This window comes from Mycobacterium sp. 852002-53434_SCH5985345 (genome assembly GCF_001667155.1).
GTDB lineage: Bacteria > Actinomycetota > Actinomycetes > Mycobacteriales > Mycobacteriaceae > Mycobacterium.
Genome location: NZ_LZIE01000024.1, coordinates 46,712 through 65,292 on the forward strand (window position 1 = coordinate 46,712; position 18,581 = coordinate 65,292).

Sequence of the window (18,581 nt, forward strand, 5' to 3'; positions counted from 1 at the left end):
TCTTGCGCCGTCAGCCGCGACCCACCCCGACCTGAGCAAGCACCGAGGCAAACCCGTTTGACCCTAACAGCAGAACGTAAGGCCCCGGCTTACGAACCTGTCGCTATCGCGCGGGTGCTTCGGGTGTACCCATTCGTTCTCCCAACCCATCAGATGCAGACTGTGGGGGTGACCGATGGCCGGCAGGTGGGCGGGACGCGCAGCTTCCTGCCCGCCGTGGAGGGGATGCGCGCCTGCGCGGCCATGGGCGTGGTCGTCACGCACGTCGCGTTCCAGACCGGGCACTCCAGCGGTGTCACCGGGCGGCTGTTCGGCCGCTTCGATCTGGCCGTCGCGGTGTTCTTCGCATTGTCGGGCTTCCTGTTGTGGCGCGGCCACGCCGCGGCGGCACGCGGCCTGAGACCGAGCCCCCGCACCGGCCACTATCTGCGCTCTCGCGTGGTTCGCATCATGCCCGCCTATTTGGCGGCGGTCGTCGTGATTTTGTCGCTGCTGCCCGACGCGGACCACGCCAGCCCGACCGTGTGGCTGGCCAACCTGACCCTCACCCAGATCTATGTGCCGCTCACCCTGACCGGCGGGCTGACCCAGATGTGGAGCCTTTCGGTCGAGGTCAGCTTCTATCTGGCGTTGCCGATTCTGGCGTTGCTGGCCCGGCGGCTGCCGGTCGGCGCGCGGGTGCCGGCGATCGCTGCGCTGGCGGCGCTGAGCTGGGCCTGGGGTTGGGTGCCTTTCCATTCCGGGGCCGGCACCAACCCGCTCAACTGGCCGCCGGCGTTCTTCTCCTGGTTCGCCGCGGGCATGCTGCTGGCCGAATGGGTCCACAGCCCGGTCGGCCTGCCGCACCGGTGGGCACGCCGGCGGGTGCCGATGGCCGTCGTCGCCGTGCTGGCCTACCTGCTTGCGGCCTCCCCGCTGGCCGGCCCGGAGGGCCTTATTCCGGGCACCGCCACCCAGTTCGCGGTCAAGACGGCGGCGGGCGCAGTCGTGGCGTTCGCGCTCGTCGCCCCGCTGGTGCTGGACCGGGTCGACACCGGTCACCGACTGCTCGGCAGCACAGTCATGGTGACGCTGGGACGGTGGTCCTACGGCCTGTTCGTGTGGCACCTGGCCGCGCTGGCCATGGTGTTCCCGGTGCTGGGGACGTTCGCGTTCACCGGCCGGATGCCCTCGGTGCTGGTGCTGACGCTGATCTTCGGGTGGGCGATCGCGGCGGTCAGCTACGGGCTGGTCGAGTCGCCCTGCCGGGAAGCGTTGCGGCGCTGGGAGAAACGTGAGAGGCCGGCCGAAACCGACGAAGTCGCCGACGCCGAGGCGGACGCTATCGCGCCCTAGCCGGTGCGGTCCATCCACTCCTCGAGCGTGTCCGCCGACGGCAGGCAGATGGCCCGCTCGATCTTTTGGAACAGATCGGCCCCGTACTCGACGGTCGATCGGATGAGATTGCCCAACCCCTCGACGTGGATGCCGTCGGTCAGCAGGTACGCGTTCTCCCCGACCACGCTCACCTGGCTCGGCTGGGCGGTCTCGCGCACAAACGCCTTGGGCCAATGGGTTTCGCGATTCCAGTCGTTGACCAGTTCCATCAGCCGCGGTCGCTCGGTCGCGGCATAGTGCCCGGCGGGGCTGATCGAGATCTCGAAGATGTCCCGCCGCAGACCGTTGATCCGCAGGTTCACGTGCAACCTGCCGCGCTCGTAGCTGGGCAGCATCATGAACTCCTCGCCGTCACCGCTGCGGAAGAAGCGCAACTCACGCGATCGCAGGTAACGGTCGATCAGCTCCGTGCTCAGCGGTTCGATCTGCATCGCCCGATGATGGGGCCGCGTGCTTGGAGGATTCTTGGTGTGCGTCAGGCCGGCTCGCCGGCCTGCAGGTCTGCGTGGACGGACTCGAGGGTATGGGGCACCTTGTAGCCCGCCACGGGTCATGCAGAACGCCTGCACGCCAACCGGATCCAGGACCGAGCCGTCGGCCGTGTGCCCCAGCGTGTTCGCGATCTCGGCGAGGTAGACGTAGCAGCTGCTGACCCGACGGTCCTCAAAAAGCAGAATTGGCGGGCGGGGGGTATACGGCTTCGGGAGGTAGAAGTTCCAGGGGGTACTCGTTTCGCGAGAGGACGAGCATGTCTGCAGGCTTGGAGATATCTACATAGTGGTGGCCTTCGGGAATTCCAGAACCGATCATCGAGTCCAGCAATACCGTGATTTCTTCCGCCTTGGTGGCATCGAGCCGCCAGACCACGAGACCTTCATGGAACTCAACCTCAGCTGCGCCGGGTTCGATGAAAAACTGGTGAATCGTCGCACCGTGGTCCAGTTGAGCCGAACCATGCTGCGCCGCCTGGGTCACAGCGGCCCGCACTTCACTTACCCCGGCGTCGTCCATGGCCAACAACACCGCGTCATCGCCGAAGTGCAACTTCTCGGCCAGTTCGGCATAGATCAGGCTCATAAGCACCATGCTTTCTCACCGTCAAACAAGATCGTAATGGCCAGATTGTGTTAGTGGCTGCCGGCCGGGCCTTCCTCCCATTCTTCGATGTTGGTTTCACCAAGCCAGTGCGGATGGGCGTGGGGAGGCGGGACTACTTGAGGTCCGAAGGAGGGTCCGCCGCCAATCATCGGTCCCTCACCGAGCTTTGGCGCTGGTGGTTTAGGCGCAGGGGGTGCGGGTTGCGGGGCTGGGGCGGCGGGCGGGGTGCCGACCGTGCCCGAGCGCGGCGGAGCTACCCCTTCCTTATGGGTGGGGAGGTCGTTGATTCCGACGTTTCTCCACTGATCAAATTTCTGTGCGTGCGGGTTGTAATCCCAATGCGGGTAGTGACGTGAATCCTGGCCGGGGTCGTATCGCCACTCGCCACCGTCCTTGTCCCACAAGCTCTGGCCACCTTTCGACGCGACACTCGGCTTACTAGCTGGTCCTGTGGTTAGTGGTCCTTCGACACGTGGGCGAAGACCTTCAGGCGGCAATCCTGGGCCTGCAGGCGGTCCTTGAGGGTATGGCGGTGGCGGTGGCTCCCATGGCGGCCGGGCTGGGTCATCTTTAAAGGTGTGGTTGTCAACGCTGTAAACGTGGCTGCCCTTCGGTGGACTGCCAAGGGCTGGGTGTCGCGGGAAACTGGCGCCGATGCCAGCTAGGGCGGTGGAAATCTTGCCAGCGACCTGTTGGTCCAGTGCGACGAGCTGGGCAGCGCGCTGACGGATATCGCTGGCGAGTGTTTGCGCTTCGCCTTGGCGAACTGCTCGCTGTAGGTCGATCCGCCGCTCATGCGATCGGTAACCGAAAGGTCCTCGCATACCTCGTATCCCGCAGTCTGGGCAACTTGTACGGCATAGCGGAGGCGGGAGCGGGCCGCGTGCAAATCCGAGGACGCGTTGCGCGCGACACGGGCCGCCGCCTGTAGCTGGTCGGCTGCTGCGCTGGTGGTTCGCATGTCAGCGTGCGTCGCGACGCGCACCGCATCGGCGGCTTCACCTCGCCAATCGACCGAGACGGCTTCCCGCCACACCTGGTGGGACAGTGCATAGCTGCGCTCGGCAACGGTCTCCCATTGGGCTGCCGCATCGGTGAGATGGTCAGTGGGCCAGGCTAACAGCGCTGACAGGCCAGGAACCACTGCGACCGCGGCCATCGCTACACGCTGGTCACCGCTTGCACCACAGAGGCCAGACGATTAGCCGCTTGAGCCTCGTTGGCAAGGTAGCGGGTGTCTGCTTCAGCGACGTGCGTAGCGCAAGAACTTACCCGCGTGGCCAATGCCGTGGCGAAGACAGTGACTTCGGCGTGGGCGGCATTGACTGCGGTCGTGCTGGGCTGCCACGAAAAGCCGAGATTGGCCGGCGACGCCGTCGCGTTTAGTGCCTCAGCAGAGGCGGCCCAGCGGGTGGCCATCGCCTGCAAACTCGCTGTATGCATCCGTAATATCTCATGCACGAACAAAAGTTTAGGCAAGTGACGTCGGTGTGGGCCAGTCACCGTGACCGCTCATGCATTGCCGCCTCATCTCGCAGCGTGCGCGGGACCTTTCATGTCGTTAAGCCGCCAAGCTGGCTACAGAGCGACTGGTTGTGCCGTGTATCCGTTTCGGCATGGCGCAGTAGGGCGAGAGATGCCGAACCCCCGAATATGCACACTGATGACCATCTAGCACGTAGCTCGTAAACACCGAACGCAGAACAGCCCAATCAACTGGCCGATGTAAGGCGGACTACAGACGTCAGCTCGCTTCCGGCGCCTGCAGTCGGGCGATGATCTCGGCGCGGACCGCCGACCGCCGGGCCTTGCCCGCGTCGTCGCGCAACGGGGCGTCGACGAACTCGATGAAGTCGGGGGTGGGCGGCACCTTGTACCCGGCGATGCGTTCGCGCAGGAATTGCTGTACGCCCGCGGCGTCCAGGGTGGAACCCTCTGCCGCGTGCACCAGCGCGTACGGCACCTGACCCAGGTCGCCCGAGTTCGGGTCGGGCACACCGACGACGAGGCAGGACAGCACGTCCGGGTGCGCCGACAAGGCGTTCTCGATCTCGGCGGGGTAGACGTTGCGGCCACCGACGGTGAACATGTCCACCCGGCGGTCCGACAGGTAGAGAAAGCCGTCGGCGTCGAAATGGCCAAGATCGCCAAGCGAATCCCAGCCATCGCGGGACTTGGCCGTGGCGCCGACGTAGCGGTAGGTGGGCGCGCTGCCGGGGCCGGGCCGCATGTAGATCTCGCCGACCACGCCGGGCGAACAAGGGTTGCCGTCGTCGTCGAGCACCTGCATCTCCCCGGCGACCACGACGCCGACCGAGCCGCGGTGGGTGAGCCACTGGTCGCCGGAGATGAAGGTGAGCGCCTGTAATTCGGTGCCGCCGTAGAGTTCCCAGACGACCTCGGGGCCCAGCAGGTCGATCCAGGCCTGCTTGATCGCCGGCGGGCACGGCGCCCCCATGTGCCAGAACCGGCGCAGCGACGACAGGTCGTAGGACCCGGGGTCGGCGTGGTAGGCGGGCAGCGTCCGCTGCATGATGGTCGGCACCGTGGTCAGGAACGTGACGCGGTGGTCGGTGATCAGCCGCAGGAATTGGTGCGGGTCGAACCGGCTCATCACGACGAGGTGATGGCGCATCAGCAGCGCGATGGTCGCGGTGGTGAACCCGGTGTTGTGGGACAGCGGGATCGGGACCAGCGTGGTGTCGCCGGGCTGCGCACCCAGCGGATAGCCGATGGCCGCCGGTATCCGGGTGTCGCCCGCGGATTCGATGAGCTTGGGCCGGCCGGTGCTGCCGCCGGACCCCATCGCTTTCCACACCGGCGATACCGCTTCCGGCAGCGGCGCGTCGGAGCATTCCGGGCCGGGCGTGAAACCGGCTGGGACGCTGGGCATTTGGGGGTGATCACGGCCCACCAGCAGGGCCGGTGGTCGCAGGTCCAGCAGCCCCCGCAGCTCCGCGTCCGGCAACCGCGCCGACAGCGGCTGGGGCACCGCGCCCAGCTTCCAGCACGCCACCGCGGCCTGGATCCACTCCACGGAGTTGGGCAGCACCATGGTCACGTAGTCGCCGACGCCGACGCCGCGGTCGGCGTAGGCGCGGGCCAACCGGTTCGTCGAACGGTCGAGTTCGGCGCGGGTGAGCGTTAGGCCGTCGCAGGTGACGGCGGGCTCGTCGGGGGCGAGTTCGGCCAGCGCCGCGATCTGGGTGCCGATCGGCGGGACCGGCTCACTCATATGCGCCCTGCCGCTCGAAGATGCGGCGGGGGTTATCGACCAACATGGTTTTCAGTTGCTCGTCGGTGACGCCGCGTTCTTTGAGCGCTGGGATGACGTCGTTGTGGATGTGCAGGTAATGCCAGTTCGGCGCCATCTGCGGCACGAGCTCTTCGGGCAGCGCGTCGAAATAGCAGTTGGCGTCGTGCGAGAGCACCATCTTGTCGGCGTGCCCCCGCTCGCACATCTGTGCCACGATCTTCACCCGCTCCTCGAACGGCGAGATCACGTCTAAACCGAACCGGTCCATCCCGAGATACGAGCCCGCGGCGATGAGCTCCTCGAGGTACCCGATGTCGGTGCTGTCACCGGAATGGCCGATGACCACTCGGGTCAGGTCGACGCCCTCTTCTTCGAAGATGCGCTGCTGTTCGAGTCCGCGCCGCAGCCCGGCGTGGGTGTGCGTGGATATCGGCACCCCGGTGCGCTTGTGCGCCTGGGCGACGGCGCGCAGCACCCGCTCGACGCCGGGCGTGATACCCGGCTCGTCGGTGGCGCACTTGAGGATCCCGGCCTTGACGCCGGTGTCGGCGATGCCCTGCTCGATGTCGCGGACGAACATCTCCGTCATGATCTCCGGGCCGTCCAACATGCCGCCCGGGCCCTCGTAGTGGAACCGGAACGGCACGTCGTTGTAGGTGTAAAGCCCGGTCGCCACAACGATATTCAGCTCGGTGGCCGCCGCGACGCGCGCGATGCGCGGAATGTAGCGGCCCAGCCCGATCACGGTCAGGTCGACGATGGTGTCCACCCCGCGGGCCTTCAACTCGTTGAGCCGACTGACGGCGTCGGCCACCCGTTTGTCCTCGTCGCCCCAGGCTTCGGGATAGTTCAACGCAATCTCGGTGGTCATGATGAACACGTGCTCGTGCATGAGCGTCACGCCGAGGTCGGTCGTATCGATGGCGCCGCGGGCGGTATTGAGTTCTGACACGTGACTGATGCTATGACTCCGCTGCGTGGTTTGACACCGGCCTCATCGGATCCGTGAACTATCGGCGGCTCAGGGCTGAAGGTCGGTGGCCGCGCGGTACGAGCCGTCCATGTGGAACGGCGTCGATTCATGTAGGTGCGCGATGCGCCACGACCCGTCGACGCGGCGCAGCCCGAAGGTCGAGCGATACCAGACCGAGATCGGGTCGTGCCGGCCTACAGGTGTCACCGTCATATTTGTGAGGGTGTGGGCGAATGCGAGATCGCCATCTTGGCTCACCACGGGGTCGCGGAAAGTGATCTGCACGGGGCCGTCAAATCCCGCGAACCAGGCGCGGATACCTTCCACGGTGCCATACGGCGTATCGGGCCCCTGCTGCAGCGGCGGCGCAAGCGAATACGACACCACGTCGTCGGAACGAAGCGCAAACAGGCCGTCGGCGTCGTGGGCGGCATGCGCGGCCACGAACTTTTCAAGTACCGCGTGGACGTCGGTTCCTGCGTGGCTGATCTCCATAGTTGTCCCCTTCTCTGGGGCTCCGCGGCGCGAAGCCTTCAGTGGGGTGTCGAAACCGGCTGGCCAGTTTCGACACAGGAGCGCAGTGTTTATCCAAATCCATGGAGGCCGCAGTGAAGTACATGATCTTGATTCAGAGCAACCCGCAGTTCCTCGAGCGATGGCAGGCCTTACCCGAGGAGCAGCGAGCGCGGTTCGGCCACGACCACGTCGAACTCGGCGCCGAGCTCGCCGACACCGGCGAGCTCGTGGCTACCGAGGGCCTGGCGGACCCCGCCCTGGCCAAGCGGGTCACGGTCGCGGGCGGCCGGACGATGATCAGCGACGGGCCGTTCGCCGAGGCGAAAGAACATCTCGCCGGTTTCTTTCTAGTCGACTGCGAAAGCGAGGAGCGTGCCCTCGCGATCGCGGCCCGCGTCCCGGATGCCGTCTGGGGCTTGGTCGAGGTCCGGCCGGTGCTCGACCTGAGCGGCTGGGACATGTGAATTCCACCGGGCCGGCCGAGGATGCCGTCACCGTCCTGCTGCGCGAGGTCGCCCCGTGCGTCCTCGGGGTCCTCGTGCGCCGGTACGGCGACTTCGACGACTGCGAGGACGCCGTCCAGGAGGCGCTGCTCGCCGCCGCGGTGACCTGGCCGGCCGATGGGGTACCGGAAAACCCGACCGGCTGGCTGATTACGACGTCGTCGCGGCGGCTGATCGAGACTTGGCGGAAGGAGTCGGCGCGTCGGCACCGCGAAGACACGTATGCGCTTGAGCCCACGCCGCCCTCGGGCGCCGTTGCCGAGGCCGACGAATCGTTGGCGCTGCTGTTCTTGTGTTGTCACCCGGTGCTCGCCGTGCCGTCGCAGGTGGCGCTGACGTTGCGGGCGCTCGGCGGCCTGACCACCGCGGAGATCGCCCGCGCGCTGCTGCTGCCGGAGGCGACCGTCGGGCAGCGCATCAGTCGGGCCAAGGCGCGCATCCGCGATTCGGGCGCCCAATTCCGCACCCCGAACCAGCGCGAGCGCGACGAGCGGCTGCCCGCGGTGCTCCGCACGTTGTACCTCATCTTCAACGAGGGCTACACCGCGACATCTGGAGAGAACCTCAACCGCGTGGAGCTGACCTCCGAAGCGATTCGGCTGACCCGTCAGCTGCGCGCGAGCCTGCCGGACGAGGGCGAGGTCGCCGGGTTGCTCGCGCTCATGCTCCTCACGGATGCCCGACGCGCCGCGCGCACCGGACCAGATGGATCGCTGGTCCCGCTGGCCGAACAGGACCGCCGGCTGTGGGACCGGACCGTTATTGCCGAGGGCGTCGCGATCATCGAGGCGACGCTGCCGGTCGCCGCGCCGGGTCCCTACCAGCTGCAGGCGGCGATCGCCGCGGTACATGACGAGGCCGCCAGCGCCGACGCGACCGACTGGCCGCAGATCCTCGCGTTGTATGACGTGCTCTTAGCCCTGGCGCCAGGGCCGATGGTCGCGCTCAATCGAACTGTCGCCGTCGCGATGGTGCAGGGTCCCGCGGCCGCCCTGCTCGAACTCGACGCCGCGGCGGCGGATCCCGCTCTGCACGGACACCACCGCGTCGACGCGGTGCGGGCCCATCTGCTCGACGAACTCGGTGACCGGGAAGCGGCCCGAGAGCACTACCTTCGCGCGGCCCAGCGCACCCGCAGCCTGCCCGAGCGGCGATATCTGCTCTCCCGCGTGACGCAATGAGCCACTTTTTCCGGTCCGCCCCGACGGCCCCCGCGGTGCAGTACCGTCACCCTCGTCGTAACCGGAACCCGCGGGAGCCCCGTCATGCTGCTCAATCCCAACCATCTGCAACGTCGATATCCAGACCGTCGCTCGGGGGAGATCATGGCCGCGACGGTGGACTTCTTCGAGTCGCGGGGGAAGGCGCGGCTGAAGTCCGACGACCACGAACGGGTGTGGTACTCCGAGTTTTTGGACCATATCGGTCGGGAGCGCATTTTCGCCTCGCTGCTGACGCCATCCGAGTACGGCGCCTCGGACCCAGCCGCTGCCTGCCGCTGGGACACCTACCGGATCAGCGAGTTCGCCGAGATCGTGGGCTTCTACGGGCTGAGCTACTGGTACCCCTTCCAGGTCACGGCGCTGGGTCTGGGCCCGATCTGGATGAGCGACAACACCGACGCCAAGCGCAAGGCCGCCGCGCAGCTCGAGGCCGGCGAGGTGTTCGCCTTCGGCTTGTCGGAGCAGACCCACGGCGCCGACGTCTACCAGACCGACATGGTCCTGACGCCGGCCGAACACGGCTGGACCGCGAGCGGCGAGAAGTACTACATCGGTAACGCCAACGTGGCGCGGATGGTCTCGACCTTCGGCAAGATCGCAGGCTCTGACGAGTACGTGTTCTTCACCGCCGACTCCCAGCACGATCGGTATGACCTGATCAAGAACGTGGTGAACTCGCAGAACTTCGTCGCCAACTACGCGCTGCGCGACTACCCGGTCACCGAGGCCGACATCCTGCACCGTGGCCAAGGGGCGTTCCACGCGGCCCTCAACACCGTCAACGTGTGCAAGTACAACCTGGGCTGGGGCGCGGTCGGCATGTGCACCCACGCCATGTACGAGGCGGTCACCCATGCCTCCAACCGCGTTCTGTACGGCACCGTCGTCACCGACTTCAGCCACGTGCGGCGGCTGCTCACCGACGCCTACCTGCGGCTGGTGGCAATGCGGCTGGTGTGCACCCGGGCCTGCGACTACATGCGCAGCGCGTCGGCCGACGACCGGCGCTACCTGCTGTACAGCCCGCTCACCAAGGCGAAAGTCACCAGTGAGGGCGAGCGGGTCGTCATCGCCCTGTGGGACGTCATCGCCGCCAAAGGGGTGGAGAAGGACACCTTCTTCGAGGCGGTCACGCGCGAAATCGGTTTGCTGCCAAGGCTTGAGGGCACCGTGCACATCAACATCGGGCTGCTCGCCAAGTTCATGCCCAACTTCCTGTTCGCCCCCAACGGCGAGCTGCCGATCATCGGCCGCCGTGACGACGCGGCCGACGACGCGTTCCTGTTCGCGCAGGGGCCGACCGGGGGTCTGGGCAAGGTGCGCTTCCACGACTGGCGCGCGCCGTTCGACGCCTTCGCTCACCTGCCCAATGTCGCGTTGCTGCGCAAGCAGATCGACGTGCTCGCCGACATGCTGGCCAGCGCGACCCCCGATGCCGCGCAACAGAGGGACGTCGACTTCGCGTTCGCCGTGGGCCAGTTGTTCGCGACGGTGCCCTACGCGCAGCTCATCCTCGAGGAGGCCGCGCTGTCGGAGGTGGACGAGACGCTGATCGACGGGATCTTCGCCGTGCTGGTCCGCGACTTCAACGGCTACGCCGTGGAGTTGAGCGACAAGCCCGCGACGACCGACGACCAGGCCCGCTTCGCGACGCGAATGATCCGCCGCCCCGTCCACGACCCCGCCCGCTACGCCCAGATCTGGAAGGAGCACATCCTTCCGCTCAACGGCGCGTACCAAATGCGTCCCTGAGTGGGCTGGCGCCGGGCGAATGCCGGACTAGATTTGTGGCATGCCATCGCGCGCGACGTATACCGGCTACAGCATCGGTTGCGCGTTCACGTGGGCCGTCATTCTGAGTGTTGTTGCGGTGCTGTACCCCGACCGCCTGCGCACCTTCCTCTTGGTCGGTGGCGGCTGGCTGATCGGATGGATCTCGGCGACGATCGCCAGGTCGGTTTATCCGCCGCCGAAACGCCAACGGCCGTCTACCTAGCTTCGGCGCCGGGCTTCCCGGGGTCATGACGCGTGCTGTTCGCTTTCCGTCGCGCCGGTGTGACGCCCCGGCCGTTCGCCGAGCGTCACGCCAGCGCGGCATCCACTGCCGACCGTCGCGCCAGCGTGACGCTCGGCGGGAAAGCGGTCACGCGGACCCCTTGACTATGACGCAGCTCACCGTAATATGACCAGTGGTCATCGACGCTAGGAGGCCGCATTGCCAACGGTGACTTGGGCGCGGGTGGACCCCGCCCGTCGCGCCGCCATTATCGACGCCGCGGAACAGGAGTTCGGGGCGCACGGCTTCTCCCGGGGCAGCCTCAACGTCATCGCGCGGCGGGCCGGCGTCGCCAAGGGCAGCCTCTTCCAGTACTTCGCGGACAAGCGCGACCTGTTCGCCTTCATCGCCGACATCGCCAGCCAGCGGGTGCGGGCCTACATGGAAGACCGCATCCGCGAGCTGGACCCGAGTCGGCCGTTCTTCGACTTCCTGACCGATTGGCTCGACGCGTGGGTGGCCTATTTCGCCGACCACCCGCACGAACGCGCGCTGCACGCCGCCGCGACTCTTGAGGTCGACACCGAAGCCCGCGTCAGCGTGCAGAACGTCATCCACCGGCACTACCTGGAAGTGATGCGGCCGCTCGTCCGCGACGCGAAGGTGCGCGGCGACTTGCGTTCCGATTCGGACACCGACGCGCTGCTGTCGTTGCTGCTCTTGATTTTTCCGCACCTGGCGCTGGCGCCCTACATGCGGGGATTGGATCCGATCCTCGGGCTCGACGAACCCACCCCGGAGCAGCCGGCACTGGCCGTGCGCCGGCTCGTCGGCGTACTGGCTGCCGCCTTCGCGGCGTCCCCGCGCCCGCCCGTCCACTCAGCCCCACAACAATCCGAGGAGGTCTCATGACACGCACGCATACGAACTCGATGGTTCGAGGGGGACTCAACTGGGACAGCCTGCCGCTGCGGCTGTTCGCCGGCGGCAACGCGAAGTTCTGGGATCCGGCCGACATCGATTTCTCCCGCGACCGCGCCGACTGGGAACGGCTCTCGGACGACGAACGCCACTACGCCATCCGGCTGTGCGCGGAGTTCATCGCCGGCGAGGAAGCGGTCACCGAGGACATTCAGCCGTTCATGTCCGCGATGCGGGTCGAGGGCCGGCTGGGCGACGAGATGTACCTGACGCAGTTCGCATTCGAGGAAGCCAAGCACGTCCAGGTGTTCCGCATGTGGCTCGACGCCGTCGGCGTCACCGATGACCTGCACGAGTACCTCGACGACATCCCCACCTACCGGACGATCTTCTACGAGGAATTGCCGGACTGCCTCAACGCCTTGTCGGTTGACCCGTCTCCGGCCGCCCAGGTGCGGGCGTCGGTCACCTACAACCACATGGTCGAAGGCATGCTGGCGCTGACCGGCTACTTCGGCTGGCACAAGATCTGCGTGGAACGCGGCATCCTGCCCGGCATGCAGGAGCTGGTCCGGCGCATCGGTGACGACGAGCGGCGCCACATGGCGTGGGGCACCTTCACCTGCCGCCGCCACGTGGCCGCCGACGACGCCAACTGGGGCGTCTTCGAGACGCGCATGAACGAGCTCATGCCGCTGGGACTGCGCCTCATCGAGGAGGGCTTCTCCCTTTACGACCCGATGCCCTTCGGCCTCTCGGTGGACGAGTTCATGCAGTACGCGTCCGACAAGGGCATGCGGCGCTTCGGCACGATCTCCAGCGCCCGCGGCCGGCCGCTCGAGGAGATCGACCTCGACTACTCGCCGCTACACCTAGAGGACACCTTCGCCGACGAGGACGAGAAGGCCCTCGCCGCCGTGTCCGCCTGAGGCGGTTATTCGACCTTGCTGCCTCCGGCGGCGTCGACGTCACCGACCGTGGCGACCCGCTGCGCCCGGCTACGCCGCGCTTGCGATCGCCGACGTCACCGACCGTGGCGACCCGCTGCGCCCGGGTACGCCGCGCTTGCGATCGCCGACGTCACCGACCGTGGCGACCCGCTGCGCCCGGCTACGCCGCGCTTGCGATCGCCACTACCCGACCCACACGGTCTTGGCGTTGACGAAGGCGCGGATGCCCAGGCCGGCGAGTTCGCGGCCGTAACCGGAACGCTTGACGCCGCCGAACCCCAGCTCCGGGTAGGACACCGTCATGCCGTTGATGAAGACCTGGCCGGCTTCGATGTCGTCGATGAAACGTTGTTGCTCGGCCTCGTCATTGGTCCAGGCGTTGGACCCCAGCCCGAAGGTGGTGGCGTTGGCGATCTCGATCGCCTCGTCGATGTCCGCTGCCCGGTACATCGACGCCACCGGACCGAACACCTCTTCGGTGTAGAGCGCCATGTCCTTGGTGATGTCGGTGACCACCGTCGGCGGGTAGAACCACCCCGGCCCGTCGAGCGGCTTGCCGCCGAGCCGGATCGTGGCGCCCTCCGCGGCCGCGTCCTCGACCTGCTTGGCGATGTCGTCGCGGCCGGACTCGGTGGCCAGCGGGCCCACGTCGGTGTCCGGGTCGGTCGGGTCCCCGACCTTGAGCGCCTGCATCCGCTCGGTGAACTTGTCGACGAACGCGTCGTAGATGTCGGTGTGAATGATGAACCGCTTCGCGGCGATGCAGGACTGGCCGTTGTTCTGGACGCGCGCGGTGACCGCGGTCTTGGCGGCCTCGTCCAGGTTCGCCGACGGCATCACGATGAAGGGGTCGCTGCCGCCGAGCTCGAGCACGGTGGGTTTGATCTCGTCGCCGGCGATGGCTGCCACCGACTGCCCGGCCGGCTCGCTGCCGGTCAGGGTGGCGGCCGCTACCCGCGGGTCGCGCAGGATGCGTTCGACGGCACTGGAAGAGACGAGCAGCGTCTGGAAGCAGCCGTCGGGGAAGCCGCCGCGGGCGATGACGTCGGCGAGGTAGAGCGCGGACTGCGGCACGTTGGAGGCGTGCTTGAGGAGCCCGACATTCCCGGCCATCAGCGCCGGCGCGGCGAAGCGGACGGCCTGCCACAACGGGAAGTTCCACGGCATGATGGCCAGCACCACCCCGAGCGGTTGATAGCGGGTGTAGGCCCGCTTGGCGCCGACGGCTTGGGCGTCGGCCGGCTCGTCGGCCAGCAGCTTCTCGGCGTTCTCCGCGTAGTAGCGAAAGCCCTTGGCGCACTTGAGCGTTTCCGCCTTGGCCGAGGCCAGCGTCTTGCCCATCTCCTGGGTCATCATCGCGGCTACCTCGTCGGCCTCCTTCTCCAAAAGGTCGGCGGTGGCGTTTGCCCACCCCGCGCGCTGGGCAAAGGTGGTGTTATGGCGGTAGTCCTGGAATCGGGCGTAGGCGCGGGCGATGGCCGCGTCGACTTCTTCGTCGGTTGCCGGGGTGAAGGTCTTCACCGTCTCGCCGGTGGCCGGGTTGATCGTGGCGATGGGCACGCTGCAATCCTTCGCTTCGAGGTTGGTAAGAGGTCCAACACCCAGCCTGCCACTATCGTTCCCTCGAGGGAGGTGCCGGATGAGTAAAGCCGCCGAGCTGATGGTCAAGTGCCTGGAAAACGAGGGCGTTTCCGTGGTCTTCGGCCTGCCGGGGGAGGAGAACATCCGCTTCGTGCAGGCGCTGGCTTCGTCGAGCATCCGCTACGTGCTCACCCGGCACGAGCAGGGCGCGGCCTTCATGGCCGAGATGTACGGCCGGGTGACCGGCCGCGCCGCGGTGGTGTCGAGCACCCTGGGCCCCGGCGCGATCAACATGCAACTCGGCGTGGCCGACGCCACCACCAACAGCACCCCGCTGGTCGCCATCTCCGCTCAGGTCGGTCACGACCGGGAGTTCAAGGAGTCGCACCAGTACGTCGACCTGGTTCGGATGTTCGCGCCCATCACCCGCTGGGCCGCCGACATCCCGACCGCGCGCGCCATCCCCGAGATGTTCCGCAAGGCGTTCAAGGTCGCCGAGACCGAGCGCCCGGCCGCCGTCTACCTCGCCGTGCCCGAGCACATCGACGTCGACGAGACCGACTATGACCTGACGCCGTTGCCGCGCAACGTCGTTCGCGCCGATGCGCCCGCACCCGGTCAGGTCGAGCGCGCGGTCGACATCCTGCGCCAGGCCAAGCGGCCGGTGGTGCTGGCCGGGCACGGCGCCGCCCGCGGCAACGCCACCGCGGCCCTGGTGCGGTTCTCCGAGGAATTCGGCATCCCCGTCGCCAACACGTTCCATGGCAAGGGTGTGATGCCCGACGACCATCCCAACAGCATCGGGACGCTGGGGTTCATGCGGCACGACTACGTGAACTTCGGCTTCGACAACGCCGACGTGGTGATCACCGTCGGGTACGAGCTGCAGGAGTTCGACCCCGTCCGGATCAACCCGCAGGCCGACAAGAAGATCATCCACATCCACCGGTTCCCGGCCGAGGTCGACGCGCACTATTCGGTGGACGTCGGGATCATCGGCGACATCAGCGCTTCGTTGGATGCGCTTACCGAGGGACTGGACGGCCACGCCTACGAGGCCGACCCGGAGGTTCCCGGCCACGGCCTGCTGGCCGAGGAATTCGCTCGGGGGCAAGAGGATTCGCGTTATCCGCTGGCCCCGGCGCGGGTGGTGGCCGACACCCGCACGGCGCTGGGCCGCAGTGACGTGGTCCTGGTCGACACCGGCGCCACCAAGATGTGGATGGCCCGGCTTTACCCGACGTACGAGTGCAACACCTGCCTGGTGTCAAACGGGCTGTCCACCATGGGTTTTGCGCTGCCCGGCGCGCTGGGCGTCAAGCTGGCGCGTCCCGAGTCCAAGGTGCTGGCGGTCGTCGGCGACGGCGCGTTCCTGATGAACTCGCAGGAAATCGAGACCGCCGTCCGCGAGCGGATACCGCTGGTCGTGCTGATCTGGGACGACGGCGGGTACGGCCTGATCGAGTGGAAAATGGACCTCGAGCTCGGCGCGCACTACTACGTGAAGTTCGGTAATCCCGACGTGGTGACCTATGCGGAAAGCTTTGGCGCCAAGGGGTATCGGATCAACAGCGCGGACGAACTGTTGCCGACGCTGCGGGCCGCACTCGACGACGACGGGGTATCGGTGATCTCTTGCCCAGTCGACTACTCGGAGAATCTGCGGCTGACCGACCGGCTCGGCGAACTGGACGAGACGCTGTAATTCACGGACACATCCAGGCCAAGGGCGGGCAGACGCCGGTGTTCGGCGGCAGCCGCAGGCCGGGCGGCTGCCCCTGGACCATCAGCGCGGGCAGGCCCGAGTCCGGCGCGAAGTAATAGGTATGGCAGACGTTTCTGTCCCAGTCCGGCATCCGCCGCAGTTCGCCCAGGTTCGGGCACCACATCTGGCTGCAGATGTGCGAGGTGTAGCAGCCCGGGGGCCCCTCGGGCGGGGCGCACTCCGGCGGCTGGTTGCCGCCGTTGTTGGTGGAGCAGGCGGCGTGGGCGGTGCCCGCCCCAAGCATCAGATCCGCCGTCCACAGGAAGCCGGAGAGGGCCAGCACCGTGGCCAACCCTACGAGTGCTGTTCTCATGCTCGGCTCCTTCGTTGCCGGTTCGGCGGCCTGGTCCCAATCGCGACAGGCGATTACGCGTCAGGGCGCCTGCCTGAGTTGCAGCTGATTCGCCTGTTGATACCCCGGCGGGTGGCCGCAGCCGGCACGTTGTACATCAAGGTGCTGGTGCCTTCCAGGGTGTTCGGATCCCATGTGTCGTGGTACGGCTCATTGGGACCGGGGCTACCGTCGGCACAGCGTATGGCCCAGGTGCCTTCCATCGTCCATTGCCCGTTGATCAGCCGCGCCAGGGCCACGGCCTGTCCGCCGGGTGCGGTTGCTACCGAAGCGCATCCGTCGCCGCAGGGTGTGAAGTAATAGTCGCCGGACATCGCCGACCCCCGGGGGGTTGTGGAGGTCCAGGTGTAGTGGCCGCTCAGCGTCGTGTCGGCCCACGCTGCACTAGCCGTACCGACAGCTAACCCGGCGAACATGGCGGCTGTGGCGATCGCCCGTGTGATGGCCATGATCTCATCCTCCTGCTGAGCTAATACGCACGCAGCTCACAGTCACCGCTATACACCGAAGACGTTCCGTTTGCTGAGCATTTGGCAAACTTCCACGCCACCGCTTGCGGCCGGGTCATGGCGACACGGCCGCGGTCAGCCGTGCTGTGACGTCGCCGCCGGCAGCGCCATCGGCCTGACGTAGCCGCCGATCAATGTCCGATGCCACCAGGCCCGCTCGCGGCGCAGCTCCGCGGGCGTCGTGAAGCGGTACTCGTAGAGCTGCGCCCGCACGTAACGCGGCGGCGAATCCGGAAATGGATTGTGCCGCAACAGCCGCAGCGTGGGCCGATCGTTGCGCAGCAGTCGCTGCAGAAACGGTGTCAGCCATGGTTGCGCGTAGCCGGGCGAGATGGCGGCGAACCACATCAGCCAGTCCAGTCGGAGGTGGTAGGGCGCCCACTGCCGCGGAAGCCGGGCCACGGCGCCGGGCTTGCCCTTGAATTCGTATTCTTTCCACGCCGTCTGATCGCTGAGGCGGGTTTCCTCGGTGCCTTCGACCACCACCTCGCGGCGCACGCGGCCAATGCTGCCGAATGCGCCGTAGGTGTTGACCAAATGAAAAGAATTGAAGGACATGTTCATTCGCTGCCTCGACGACAGCATGTTGCGCACCGGCCAGTAGCTCATGAACAACACCGCCGCCGCGAACGCGACCACCAGCGCGGCGAACCATACCGGCGTCGGCGAGAACGCCGGACGATCATGCAAACCAATCGAACCGACCCACGAGTCGTCGATGGCGCTGCACGCCAAGAGAATCGTCACCCAGTTCAGCCAGGCGAAGTTACCCGACGCCACCAGCCACAGCTGGGTGACGACGATGATCGCGGCGGCGATGCCGGCCACCGGTTGTGGCGCGAACAATCCGAACGGCACCACCAGCTGGGAGAAATGGTTGCCCGCCACCTCGATTCGATGCAGCGGTTTGGGCAGGTGGTGGAAGAACCAGCTCAACGGCCCGGGCATGGGCTGCGTTTCGTGGTGGTAGTACAGACACGTCAGGTCGCGCCAGCACGGATCACCCCGCAGCTTGATCAGCCCGGCGCCGAATTCCACTCGGAACAACAGCAACCGGGCCATCCATAAGGTCAGCACCGGCGGCGCCACCTGGTCGTTGCCGAGGAAGATGAGCAGAAAGCCGGTTTCCAGCAACAGCGATTCCCACCCGAACGCATACCAGGTCTGCCCGACGTTGACGATCGACAGGTAGAGCACCCACAGCGCCAGCCACATGAGCATGGCCGCCCAGACCGGCACCGCATCGGCCGCGCCGGCGACGATCGCCGCCGACAGCGCCGCGCCGAACCAGGAGACCACCGAGAACAGGCGATCGGAATAGCGCAGATGAAACAGGCTGGGCGTCCGCCAGAACGACTGCCCGGCCAAATACCGCGGAATGGGCTGCAGTCCGTGCTCCCCGATGAGGGCGCGGAATTGCGCCGCCGCCGCGACGAACGCGAGCAGGTAGACCACCGCGGCGCCCCGCTCGAGCACCATTCTGCCGAGCCAATATTCGGGGGCGGAAAACCAGCCCATGGCCGTAACTCCTTGGACGGTGGCGGTCACACAGACCCACATA

The 18,581-nt window shown here is 66.9% G+C and carries 18 protein-coding genes and 1 pseudogene; 8 read left to right on the forward strand and 11 right to left on the reverse strand.

Going from position 1 to position 18,581, the window contains the following annotated elements; all coding sequences use genetic code 11:
- Window positions 1-131: 131 nt before the first annotated feature.
- Window positions 132-1,335 (forward strand): annotated as a pseudogene (locus A5756_RS03565) (acyltransferase family protein).
- Here the strand turns inward: A5756_RS03565 and A5756_RS03570 are convergent.
- From A5756_RS03570 to A5756_RS03595, 7 genes are all read right to left on the reverse strand, one after another.
- Entirely contained in the window at window positions 1,332-1,808 is a 477-nt protein-coding gene (locus tag A5756_RS03570) for a YbjN domain-containing protein (RefSeq protein WP_066947191.1), read from the reverse strand. The pseudogene A5756_RS03565 and the gene A5756_RS03570 overlap by 4 nt on opposite strands.
- Window positions 1,809-2,040: 232 nt before the next feature.
- Window positions 2,041-2,454 (reverse strand): hypothetical protein, encoded by a 414-nt coding sequence (locus A5756_RS03575; RefSeq protein WP_066947194.1) that lies wholly within the window; start codon window positions 2,452-2,454, stop codon window positions 2,041-2,043.
- A gap of 682 nt (window positions 2,455-3,136) precedes the next feature.
- A complete protein-coding gene (locus A5756_RS03580; protein WP_066947198.1) occupies window positions 3,137-3,634 on the reverse strand; it encodes a hypothetical protein in 498 nt (165 codons plus the stop codon).
- Between the two features lie 2 nt (window positions 3,635-3,636).
- Window positions 3,637-3,936 (reverse strand): hypothetical protein, encoded by a 300-nt coding sequence (locus A5756_RS25235; RefSeq protein WP_231989235.1) that lies wholly within the window; start codon window positions 3,934-3,936, stop codon window positions 3,637-3,639.
- 283 nt (window positions 3,937-4,219) lie between these two features.
- Complete coding sequence (locus A5756_RS03585; protein WP_066947201.1) at window positions 4,220-5,710, reverse strand: AMP-binding protein; 1,491 nt, start codon at window positions 5,708-5,710, stop codon at window positions 4,220-4,222.
- Window positions 5,703-6,683, reverse strand: coding sequence for a phosphotriesterase (locus tag A5756_RS03590; protein ID WP_066947203.1), 981 nt, complete (start codon window positions 6,681-6,683; stop codon window positions 5,703-5,705). The genes A5756_RS03585 and A5756_RS03590 overlap by 8 nt, the downstream gene beginning before the upstream one ends.
- A 69-nt stretch (window positions 6,684-6,752) precedes the next feature.
- Window positions 6,753-7,199, reverse strand: a complete 447-nt coding sequence (locus tag A5756_RS03595) for a nuclear transport factor 2 family protein (RefSeq protein ID WP_066947205.1) — start codon at window positions 7,197-7,199, stop codon at window positions 6,753-6,755.
- Between the two features lie 122 nt (window positions 7,200-7,321).
- Here A5756_RS03595 and A5756_RS03600 point away from each other — a divergent pair, with 122 nt between their 5' ends.
- The 6 genes from A5756_RS03600 to A5756_RS03625 all read left to right on the forward strand — a co-directional run bounded on the left by A5756_RS03600 (window position 7,322) and on the right by A5756_RS03625 (window position 12,792).
- Entirely contained in the window at window positions 7,322-7,684 is a 363-nt protein-coding gene (locus A5756_RS03600) for a YciI family protein (RefSeq protein ID WP_197505453.1), read from the forward strand.
- Window positions 7,681-8,904, forward strand: a complete 1,224-nt coding sequence (locus A5756_RS03605; RefSeq protein ID WP_197505448.1) for an RNA polymerase sigma factor — start codon at window positions 7,681-7,683, stop codon at window positions 8,902-8,904. Before A5756_RS03600 ends, A5756_RS03605 begins: the two co-directional genes overlap by 4 nt.
- An 84-nt stretch (window positions 8,905-8,988) precedes the next feature.
- Window positions 8,989-10,698: an acyl-CoA dehydrogenase family protein gene (locus A5756_RS03610; RefSeq protein WP_066947211.1), complete on the forward strand. Its 1,710-nt coding sequence runs from the start codon at window positions 8,989-8,991 to the stop codon at window positions 10,696-10,698.
- A 40-nt stretch (window positions 10,699-10,738) separates the two neighbouring features.
- Window positions 10,739-10,942, forward strand: coding sequence for a hypothetical protein (locus A5756_RS03615; protein ID WP_066947214.1), 204 nt, complete (start codon window positions 10,739-10,741; stop codon window positions 10,940-10,942).
- Window positions 10,943-11,161: 219 nt separating this feature from the next.
- Window positions 11,162-11,854, forward strand: a complete 693-nt coding sequence (locus A5756_RS03620) for a TetR/AcrR family transcriptional regulator (RefSeq protein ID WP_066947217.1) — start codon at window positions 11,162-11,164, stop codon at window positions 11,852-11,854.
- On the forward strand, window positions 11,851-12,792 hold the full coding sequence (locus tag A5756_RS03625) for a R2-like ligand-binding oxidase (RefSeq protein WP_066947220.1): 942 nt from the start codon (window positions 11,851-11,853) through the stop codon (window positions 12,790-12,792). The genes A5756_RS03620 and A5756_RS03625 overlap by 4 nt, the downstream gene beginning before the upstream one ends.
- Window positions 12,793-12,996: 204 nt before the next feature.
- On the opposite strand, the gene A5756_RS03630 is transcribed toward A5756_RS03625, so the two are convergent.
- A complete protein-coding gene (locus A5756_RS03630) occupies window positions 12,997-14,373 on the reverse strand; it encodes an NADP-dependent succinic semialdehyde dehydrogenase (RefSeq protein WP_066947222.1) in 1,377 nt (458 codons plus the stop codon).
- 79 nt (window positions 14,374-14,452) lie between these two features.
- Here A5756_RS03630 and A5756_RS03635 point away from each other — a divergent pair, with 79 nt between their 5' ends.
- Window positions 14,453-16,099, forward strand: coding sequence for an acetolactate synthase large subunit (locus tag A5756_RS03635; protein ID WP_066947224.1), 1,647 nt, complete (start codon window positions 14,453-14,455; stop codon window positions 16,097-16,099).
- A 1-nt stretch (window position 16,100) separates the two neighbouring features.
- On the opposite strand, the gene A5756_RS03640 is transcribed toward A5756_RS03635, so the two are convergent.
- From A5756_RS03640 to A5756_RS03650, 3 genes are all read right to left on the reverse strand, one after another.
- Entirely contained in the window at window positions 16,101-16,472 is a 372-nt protein-coding gene (locus A5756_RS03640) for a hypothetical protein (RefSeq protein WP_156659202.1), read from the reverse strand.
- A 53-nt stretch (window positions 16,473-16,525) separates the two neighbouring features.
- Complete coding sequence (locus A5756_RS03645) at window positions 16,526-16,960, reverse strand: hypothetical protein (protein WP_156659204.1); 435 nt, start codon at window positions 16,958-16,960, stop codon at window positions 16,526-16,528.
- A 135-nt stretch (window positions 16,961-17,095) separates the two neighbouring features.
- The gene (locus tag A5756_RS03650) at window positions 17,096-18,538 is read right to left on the reverse strand and encodes a lipase maturation factor family protein (RefSeq protein WP_066947663.1); all 1,443 of its coding nucleotides are present in this window, start codon (window positions 18,536-18,538) and stop codon (window positions 17,096-17,098) included.
- Window positions 18,539-18,581 lie beyond the last annotated feature (43 nt).